Raw genomic sequence first — 8,099 nt, 5'->3', positions numbered from 1 at the left:
ACTTGAAACACCGTTATCGGACAATAAGCCTGCAACAAAAAAGAAGAAAAAAAAGAAGAAAAAAATTCTTACACAGCAAGATCTTGATAGGAAAGAAGCAGAGCTTAAAGCGAAGCAGCAAGCGAAAGAACTTAATATTGCAGAAGAAACCCATACCAAAGCCAAGTTTATTGTTCGTGGTAAAGCCCTTGCACCGAATCCTTATAACTTAGATGTAACGGTTCGTCATTTGACAAAGACAGATGCCCGAGTCCATACCAGCTTGGTGCGTGGCGATGGGAATCGCCTCGATTGTGATACGGTCATTCTCTTTGATCAACCTCTACCTAAGTACATGAACTGTAATGCAAAGTTTAAAGGTACCAAAGAATTTACCGATCGCCTTGGTCTTAAAGGTTTGCCTGACGCCAAAATAAATGGCCCTTTACGTTTTGTTGCGGTGCAAACCGAAGCACCTGTTGATGCTCCGAAAGATAAACGTATGCTGGTGGATAATAAACTAGCCACTGCATACTACGATGTGGGTTTTGAATTACCTGAATCTTTTGCTATTTCTCTTAATAAATATGCAATACCAGCAGGTCTTTTTAAAAAGAAAGCTGAGAAAACATCTAATCCATTAAAAGAAAAACAACTTGCCGATGTACAGATGATCACTGATGGAAGAATTGATTTTAATGTCAATTTCTACGATAAGCTGCTACGTGTGATTTTAAAGGACAAAAAAGAAAAAATTAGCTTGGTAAATAAGCGTACCCAGTCATCTATAAACTTTGATTTCAATGTCTTGAACTGCTTATATCCTAATCTGCAATGTCACATCAATGCTGAAGTAGAAGCACAGGCAAAGACTATTTACCCAATGCCTGAAAGCCAAATTAACGACTTCGCATTCAAAACACATATGGTTGCAACATGGGGTAATCACACATTGATAGCCCAAATGACCAACAATAATATCGCCATGGATAAAGTGAATGTTAAAGGGATCCCCGGACTACAAAAAAGCCTAAGTAAAGATATTCACTTCCATCTGGACTCTTTAGTCGGAATTTACAGTCAAGACAGGTTTAAAACTGTAGGTAACTTTATACTTTACCAACCCGCAGACACCAAAGCTTCTTTAACATCCGAGTTCATTGTTAACCGTAATGAAGATTTTGATAATAATACTCATGATTCATTAAGCCGCTATCGTGCAGATTTAGGTATTAAAGTGAATAACTTTTACTTAAGCCAAGAGTTCAAATTGATCAAACCACTGCCTCCTGTTAAAGCAAAGCCAGCGGTTGTTAAAGAAAAAGCAAAGACAGATAGCATCGATACACGACTTATTAAAAAGTTGGCCGAGCTAATGGGTTTATCACACCTAAAAGATTTATCACCACAAATCGATTTTACCGCACCTTATAAAGTAGGTGCCGATATTGCAGCGATCCAAGCAGAGATCCGTGCTGAACATCAAGCTTTATATGAGTCAGTAACAGTGAAACCGTTACAATTTAAATCTGATTACGATATTACTTTTAGTGCGCAACGTAATACACAAAAACTGGGTAAGATCTACAGCCAAGGTCACGCACAACTAGACGGTTCAGAGTTAAATATTAATAGTAAGTTTAAAAACAGTAATCATGCTTTGTTTGCTGATGTGCGTTTACTGTCTAATTTCGATACAGGTGTGTCTAACATTAAATTAAAACGCCATACTTTTACCTTTACACCAGAGCAAGATCTGAAAAGCTTTTATATTCCAGCACTACCCATTAATCTGAACATTACTCAAGGTCAACTAACAACAAGTGCTGATATAACAGTTAATAAAGATAAGCAGGTATCTGGTTTTATTGATCTTGCCACTCATCGCATCACTGGCGAATATGAGGCGTTCCGATTTGGTAACGTACATAGTCATATCCACCTTGCGTTATCATCGGCTGACGTTAAAACACAATCGCCGTTAGAGATCTCAGCAGATTATCTTGATATAGGTGTACCTATGTCTAACCCTCGCCTATTGGCTGAATTTGATACCAGCAAAGATTACTACCACATCGCCCATGGCACGACTGAACTGTATGGCGGTAATATTAGCATCGAGCCAATTACAATCACTAGCCTAAGTAATATTAAACAAGTACCTGTTACCGTCTCTGGGGTTGATCTCGCTCGTGTCATCGCTGAAGCCGATCAAGATAATATTGAATTAACTGGCCGTATCGATGGCGTTATTCCAATCGCGTTAGAAGACGGTAGTATCGTGATACGTAACGCAAAACTACAAACCCAAAAACCTGGTGGTGTTCTACGCTATATCCAAGGTTCAGCTATTGATAAAAAAGTTAAAGAAGCAGGTACTTATAGTCCACTAAATATTGTGGAATTATTAGATAATTATCATTACAACTCCATTGCGTTTGCTTTTGATTATGCTAAAAACGGCGATTTATCGTTAAAAACACGTATCGAAGGTAAAAATCCAGATTTCCAAGATGGACGTCCTATTAACGTCAATCTTAAACTTAATGATAATATCCCTAAGTTATTACGTTCAAAGGAACTCATTGACTCATCACCTCTTGTTGCTCAAATAAAACAACAACTTGGCGTTCAATAATAAGAAGATTAAAAATCGTATGACAACTAATACAAAACTTTGCCAATTTTTTTCGACGTTTCATTTCCGCAATCTTCCGAGTGCTTTTGCACTCATTATCGGTACTGTACTAATGGTTGGCTGTACACCGAAAGTTGAAGTCGCACTTTCTGAAAAGCCGATTGAAATTAACTTAAATATCAATATTAAGCATGAAATCAATGTTAAAGCCGATCACGAAATTAATGAATTATTCAAGGACAAAAATGTTTTCTAATTTCCGCTCAACCAAAGTGAAAGCAGTTCTATTCATTGGCATGTTGTGCTCAGCTAACACTGCAATGGCACTCACCTTACAGCAAGCAAAGCAACAAGGTTTGATCGGTGAGGCCAATAATGGCTACGTGGCAAGTGTTCAATCTCAGCCAACAGCAAAAGTAAAGCAACTGGTCGATGATACCAATCAAAAAAGAAAGCTAGGCTACCAACAAATTAGCCAACAAAATAACATAAGCATTGAAGAAGTAACGGCATTGGGACGTGCTAAAGCCAAACAAAAGACCTTACCTGGGTATTATTTTCAAACAAAAGCGGGTGAATGGATTAAAAAATAAACCCACAAAAATGTTAAGTTTTTCTTAACCCCACGCTCAAGCAATTTAACTCTTACAGATTCAGTGGTAAGCGTATAATTTTTAAATATATAACTCTATTATTATCGCTATCACATGACCATTATCGACAATTTCAAACGCCTTCGACCGACAGACGCTGTGTTTATTTGCACAGCGCTATTGTGTCTTGCCCCATTTATTAGTTCACCTATCGCTTTAATTTTAGGCTTTCTCTTAGCCAGTTTCGGATTTGTTCCAACGCAATTTAATATCGCCGCCCTCACCAAAAAACTTTTGTCATATTCCATTATTGGTTTAGGTTTCGGTATTCACTTAAATGAGGCAATTGAAGCAAGTAAAGCGGGTTTAGGACTGATCATTTGTTCTATCTTCTTCACTTTACTACTAGGTTGGATTGCAACACACTTTTTAAGTCTGGATAAAAAAACCGGCCACCTTATTGCGTCGGGTACGGCTATTTGTGGTGGCAGTGCCATTGCAGCAGTATCCCCTGCGATCAATGCCCGTGATGATCAAACCTCTTTGGCATTAGCAACAGTATTTGTATTAAATGCAGTCGCTCTGTTTATCTTCCCAGCTATTGGTCATTTACTAGATATGAGCCAACACGCTTTTGGTACCTGGGCGGCTATTGCGATTCATGATACCTCTTCCGTTGTTGGTGCTGCAGGTGCATACGGTGATGAAGCTTTAAAAACAGCAACAACACTTAAACTTGCTCGCGCATTGTGGATCATCCCAGTAGCCTTTATCAGCGCACTACTGTTTAAAGGCAATAGTAAGAAAATTGCCGTTCCTTATTTTATCGTACTGTACTGTGTGGCGATTTTAGTCGCCCACTTCTTACCGCAGTTCCAACCTGTGTACAATATGATCTTCACGGCATCTAAGCGTTTATTAGTGGTGTGTTTATTCTTAATTGGTTCAGGTATTACCGTTAATAAATTGCGCAATGCAGGGCCGAAACCTATGCTATTGGGCGTGCTGCTATGGTTAGCAATTGGTAGTGCTTCTTTGATTTATATCGAAATGTTTATTCCTTAAATCACCACAACGGCTTTAAACAGACACGTAAAAACAACAAAGCCAGATCATTGATCTGGCTTTTTGTATTTCTTTTCAAAATACGCAGTAATAAAGAAAAAAGCGACCTTTACTTGGTCGCTTCGTGAACTTTATCATAAACATCTATGCTTATTTAATCACTGAAATAGAAACAGCTAACATTATGATTTATTTGGCATATATAACTCTATCTGAGTATCCTTTGCCATGCCCAATGATAAGGTGTATCGGTTGGTCTGGTTCCAACTGATAACCTTTTGAAATCACCACTTTATTATTTTTAACTCGCACACCAGCCTGATCACATACTTGATTTTGACAGCTAAAAATAAGACTACCGTTTGAGTAAGCTATTAAAGAAAAGTTATCACCATTAAAACGTTTTTTGCTAACTCGTACGACTACTCGCTCTTTCTCTGAATTTGCCCATATACGAAGATCATTAAAACGATAGTTGTATACCACTAGATCCGTTTGCGGCGTGTCAAATACCACTTTCACTCTATCGCCTTGGCGAAGACGTTTATTTAATGTGGCATGTGTGATAGCGGTATCCGGTGAAATTTTCACGTTGAATCTATCGCTTTGATTATTACTGATCTTGCCTATAAAACGACCATTCACATATACTTTTGCTCTGTGTTTTGGCTGCCAAGTCCGATAGTAATCGTAGGAAATTTGGATTGTTTGACTACGAGGACGATAATGAATCGCAACATCACGACCAAAATCATGATCTTTTTTCTCTATTTCAAAATCACTATTATTAGACATGTTAGTCGAAGGTTTCAGATATCCTGACAGTCCACCTAATAACTCATTATTTGCGCTATTTGTTGGTACACCCCAATCAGCAAAAAACGCTCGTAAATCGTAACCGGTTGCTAAACTCGCTTCACGAATAAAAACCTGAACACGATGATCCGAATTACCATCAAAATTACGCTCAACAGTGTTATAACCATTACGCATGATCACACTCATGCGTTGGTAAAAACGAGGGCCAAACGTCAGATCAAGTTGCCAAAATAAACCTAGACGCTCAAATGGACCTAAATCATCATTAAAGTAATCTTTTCCACTATTTGGCTGATCTAAATACGGGAAAATACTACTCTGCCAACGTGTTTCTAATCGACTTCCATACCCCAGTGAAGCACGGACTTTCTGAGAGGTAATATTAGTCGTTACCTCAGTCATTTTATTAAATTGTAAATATCGAGGCTGTAGCGTATGTCCATACTCATGCCATGGTCCCCAGCCCCCATCCGTTAACAATTTATTGGTATTCACCACTGGATTGAAGGCATTCGCCGTCCCTGTACCTAAATGGTGAGTCGTGGCATACATTAATCCATACCCATTTTCACCCACATCAAGGAATAACACTTTATGTTTCATCGGTTGATGGTGCTCAGCTAAATCACGTGAAAAACCATAATGTTCTTCGCCCCACGCAATGATTTGCTCCCAAGCTTGCATTAATTCTGTTGGGTTAGTAACACCATAAGATTTGAATTTTTCGATAGGTCCAGTGATCACCATAAATGGGGAAACTAAATGGATATTCGGTGATGTCGCACTTTCTAACATTGCAAGGAAGTCGCTATCGGTATGTTCACCTAAGCGAAAAATAGGCATTTCACGACCACCTGTCACCGTCACTTCAACCACTGGATCTGTACTTGATAACTGGTTATCAATGTACACTTCACCATCGTAAGTTGATTGGATGTAAACGTCATTGGATCCGTTAATCACCGAACGTTGATCACATAATTTTGGGGTTGAAAGTACATTGATACAGATTTGAACATTACGGCCATCAACAGAGGTTACACGAAGAAAATCACCGGATTTAACATACGTACTGGTTGGAATATAATGTGTTAACCCACGGTTTGGGCGTAACCTATTTTTCATGTCATTCGCTAAGGCTGATTTACTTAGCCTTGGATCAACACTAACAGTCGCAACCACAGCTTCATTGATTTCAGGAGTAATAACCGTGATAGGCGAAATCGGTGTTATTGGAGGCGATGATGCAAATATGCTAGATGAAATCAGTAAACTTATTACAGCAGTACCGCATGTAAGTAATGTTGTCACCCTCTTCATTCGTGATCTCCGCTCTTAAAATCGTGACCTGAATTTAAGTGTAGAAGAGATTCGCATATTGCATCTCATTATCGAGACACTTTTTCTAACAAACGAGACGTTGTTGACTGGACAGAAGCAGAAAAGCCTTCATACCGAGTTTATACGATATAAAGGCTTATATTTTGTTCTTTTTACAATTTAATCAGTTACAGTACAAAGCTTGCAAAAATGAATCCGAAGATAATACTGAACACCATGCTCAATAAACCTGGGATCATAAAACTGTGGTTGAAGATAAACTTACCGATTTTGGTTGTACCTGTACGGTCAAAGTCGATTGACGCAATGATTGGACCATAATTAGGAATAAAGAAGTAACCGTTAACGGCAACGAACGTTGCAATGATCACTTCAGGTGGTAAGCCTAGTGTAATACCTACAGGTACAAGTACTGCCGTTGTCGCACCTTGACTGTTGACCATCACAGACAATGCAAACAAGGCAAAAGCAAATGTCCAAGGCGCAACTTCTACAAGACCAGATACTGCCTCTTTCACCATCAAATCGTGGCCTGCGATAAACGTATCACCTAACCATGCAATACCGAAAATAGCTACAATGGCACGCATACCCGCATGGAACACCGAACCCTGAGTGATCTCATAACCGTCTGGTTTACAGATCAAGATGATCAGTGCGCCCATTGCTAGCATCACGATTTCAATGGTATGTGCCATCCCCATTGGTGAACCATCAAATTGTGGACGTAAGGCAGGAAATGCCCCCATTACAACTACCGCTAATGCACCAAATAGGAATAAACCAACCGCTTTTTTCGCACCTGGTTTAATTGCGATTTCTTCAACCTTCACTTCCTGTTCCATTTCTTTACGGAAAGCAGGATCTTGCATGCGACGTTGATATTCAGGATCGTCTTTTAGCTCTTTACCAAGCTTATTAACAATCACACAAGCTAATGCCAAGCCACAGAATGTACCCGGAATGGTAACCATTAATACGTCAGCTAAGGTAATACCTTGTGGCTCAAGGAACGCAACAAGTGCCACAACCGCAGCAGCAATTGGACTTGCAACAATCGCAAACTGAGAAGCAATAACCGCCATACCCATTGGACGCTCAGGACGGATACCGCTGCGACGGCTAACTTCTGCAATCACAGGTAATACTGAATAAGCAACGTGACCCGTACCTGCTAAAAAGGTAAAGGTATAAGTTACTAATGGTGCAATAAAGGTAATATGACGAGGATTTTTACGCAGGATATTTGAAGCAATTTTGATTAAGTATTCAAGACCACCAGCCGCTTGCATTGCAGCAGCTGCTGCGACAACCGCCATGATCATTAACATGACATCAATAGGTGGACTTGTTGGTTGCAACCCAAAGATAAAGCTTAAAATCGCTAAACCTACACCACCCATAACACCTAAACCGATACCGCCAAGGCGGGCACCGATCAAGATACAACCTAATACAATTAAAAACTCAATTAAAAACACATCGCTCTCCCTGATGATCGCTTTTAAACAACAAAGTCAAAATACAAAATATGTCACTTGTATTTTTTCGGTAAATTCGAGGCGATAATATTAAGTTTATAACAGCAGAAAATAGCGCTTAATCACACATTAATAAATTTAAAAACAAATAAATAAACGATATGAAATATTATTTATGGTTAA

6 protein-coding genes are annotated in these 8,099 nt (G+C 39.0%); 4 read left to right on the top strand and 2 right to left on the bottom strand.

Annotated elements, in window-relative coordinates; all coding sequences use genetic code 11:
- The 4 genes from E5A76_RS09710 to E5A76_RS09695 all read left to right on the top strand — a co-directional run.
- Positions 1-2,617, top strand: a 2,617-nt coding sequence (locus tag E5A76_RS09710) for an intermembrane phospholipid transport protein YdbH family protein (protein WP_161118803.1), incomplete at its 5' end; no start/stop codon positions are given.
- Between the two features lie 19 nt (positions 2,618-2,636).
- Positions 2,637-2,873: a YnbE family lipoprotein gene (locus E5A76_RS20650; RefSeq protein WP_155489156.1), complete on the top strand. Its 237-nt coding sequence runs from the start codon at positions 2,637-2,639 to the stop codon at positions 2,871-2,873.
- Positions 2,863-3,210 carry a YdbL family protein gene (locus tag E5A76_RS09700; protein ID WP_107165820.1) on the top strand — a complete coding sequence of 116 codons (348 nt, stop codon included), beginning with the start codon at positions 2,863-2,865 and terminating at the stop codon, positions 3,208-3,210. Before E5A76_RS20650 ends, E5A76_RS09700 begins: the two co-directional genes overlap by 11 nt.
- Positions 3,211-3,324: 114 nt before the next feature.
- Entirely contained in the window at positions 3,325-4,275 is a 951-nt protein-coding gene (locus E5A76_RS09695) for a YeiH family protein (RefSeq protein ID WP_161118802.1), read from the top strand.
- A 189-nt stretch (positions 4,276-4,464) separates the two neighbouring features.
- Here E5A76_RS09695 and E5A76_RS09690 read toward each other — a convergent pair whose 3' ends face one another.
- Entirely contained in the window at positions 4,465-6,414 is a 1,950-nt protein-coding gene (locus tag E5A76_RS09690; protein WP_161118801.1) for a M60 family metallopeptidase, read from the bottom strand.
- A 188-nt stretch (positions 6,415-6,602) separates the two neighbouring features.
- Positions 6,603-7,916, bottom strand: coding sequence for an anaerobic C4-dicarboxylate transporter family protein (locus tag E5A76_RS09685; RefSeq protein WP_008989371.1), 1,314 nt, complete (start codon positions 7,914-7,916; stop codon positions 6,603-6,605).
- Positions 7,917-8,099: the final 183 nt, after the last annotated feature.

The organism is Photobacterium lucens (assembly GCF_009873615.1).
GTDB lineage: Bacteria > Pseudomonadota > Gammaproteobacteria > Enterobacterales > Vibrionaceae > Photobacterium > Photobacterium lucens.
The sequence above is the reverse complement of the archived record's forward strand: the minus strand, read 5'-3'. Positions and strand labels throughout refer to the sequence as shown.

Bases quoted from the DNA above. Each gene is read 5' to 3' on its own strand.
- E5A76_RS20650 (WP_155489156.1), top strand. From the start codon at position 2,637: ATGACAACTAATACAAAACTTTGCCAATTTTTTTCGACGTTTCATTTC.
- E5A76_RS09700 (WP_107165820.1), top strand. From the start codon at position 2,863: ATGTTTTCTAATTTCCGCTCAACCAAAGTGAAAGCAGTTCTATTCATT.
- E5A76_RS09695 (WP_161118802.1), top strand. From the start codon at position 3,325: ATGACCATTATCGACAATTTCAAACGCCTTCGACCGACAGACGCTGTG.
- E5A76_RS09690 (WP_161118801.1), bottom strand. From the start codon at position 6,414: ATGAAGAGGGTGACAACATTACTTACATGCGGTACTGCTGTAATAAGT.